The organism is Mesorhizobium sp. (assembly GCF_017306585.1).
GTDB lineage: Bacteria > Pseudomonadota > Alphaproteobacteria > Rhizobiales > Rhizobiaceae > Mesorhizobium.
The window spans coordinates 1-1,416 of the sequence record NZ_JAFKIC010000383.1 but is presented as its reverse complement, the minus strand read 5'-3'; the positions used below and the strand labels follow the sequence as shown (position 1 = coordinate 1,416).

General features: G+C 63.6%; 1 protein-coding gene. It reads right to left on the bottom strand.

The genetic code is table 11. The features are described from left to right. Nucleotides 1-1,335, bottom strand: a 1,335-nt coding sequence (locus tag J0I79_RS35065) for a 7TM diverse intracellular signaling domain-containing protein (RefSeq protein WP_292870784.1), incomplete at its 3' end; no start/stop codon positions are given. Nucleotides 1,336-1,416: the final 81 nt, after the last annotated feature.

Here is a 1,416-nt window from a genome sequence, read left to right as displayed (position 1 = left end):
GCCCCCAAGGCTGTTGGGGGCGAGACCGAGCTGCAGGCTGACGTCGGGTTTGGTGACGACGCGGTCGCGCAGCACGTCCCAGTCCCACACGGTGTCGCCAGATCCGGCCACCGCCAGCGCCTGCCGTTCCAGATCTGAGAACAGGCCCTGATGCAGCGCCCCGCCGGCAAAGGCGTGCTGCATGACGGTGAAGCCGATCAACAGGATGATCAGGATCAACCCGCCGCCGAGTGCCGGCTGGGCGATGTCGTTGTCGAGCATGCCGGTGATCGCCATCCACGATCCGCATAGCCAGAGCAGCACCATCACCCAACTGGGCACCAGCATGATAGCTCGGTCGTAGCCGCGTATGCCAAGAAAGATGATCAGGCCGAGCCCGGTGAGCGCGGTGGCGGCAAACGAGATCCGGGCGATGCCGGCAGCGACGGCGGGGTCGACGATGGCGACCCCGGCGATCAGCAGCAGGCCCAGAATCCAGACCAGTGCGCCATAGCTGAAATGGCCGTGCCATCGGTTGAGGTTGAGATAGGCGAACAGGAACACCACGAAGGTGGCCGCCAGCGCCACCTCGGTTCCGGCCCGCCACATCTGTTCGTTGACGGGCGATATCTCGATGATCTTGTTGAGGAAGCCGAAATCGACGCAGATATAGGCAAGCACCGCCCAGGCCAGCGCCGCGGTGGCCGGGAACATGGAAGTCCCCTTGACCACGAACAGGATGGTCAGGAATAGCGCCAGCAGGCCGGCGATGCCGATGACGATGCCGCGGAACAGCGTATAGGAATTGACCGAGTCCTTGTAGGATTCCGGATCCCAGAGATAGACCTGCGGCAGCTTGGGCGAGGCAAGCTCGGCGATGAAGGTGATCACCGTGCCCGGGTTCAGCGTCACCCGGAAGACGTCGGCGTCCGGACTTGTCTGTCGGTCGAGCGCGAAACCTTCGCTGGGCGTGATGGCCGCGATGCGGGTCGAGCCGAGATCGGGCCAGAAGATGCCTGAGTTCACCAGCCGGAAATGCGGCACGACGATCAGCCGGTCGAGCTGCTGGTCGGTCGTGTTGGCAAGCGCGAAGACGGCCCAGTCGCCGGTGGAGCGCGTGTCCTTGGCTTCGACCTCGATGCGCCGCACGATGCCGTCGGGGCCAGGCGCGGTCGAGACCTGGAAATGCTCGCCCTGATTCGGATACAGGTCGAAGGCCCGGGAGAGGTCGAGTGCCTTGTCGTCGCGCGAAATCTTGATCGGTTCGACGGCCAAAGCCGGAACGGCGGCCGAAAACGTGATGATAATCGCCAGAATCAGGGCGAACAGCGACGCTAATCGCGAAAAATTCGTCACAATCAGCCCTTCGTTCCATCGCCCGGCGGATCGTCCGCGATCCGGGCGTAGAGGTAATGGTCCTGCCAGATGCCATTGATC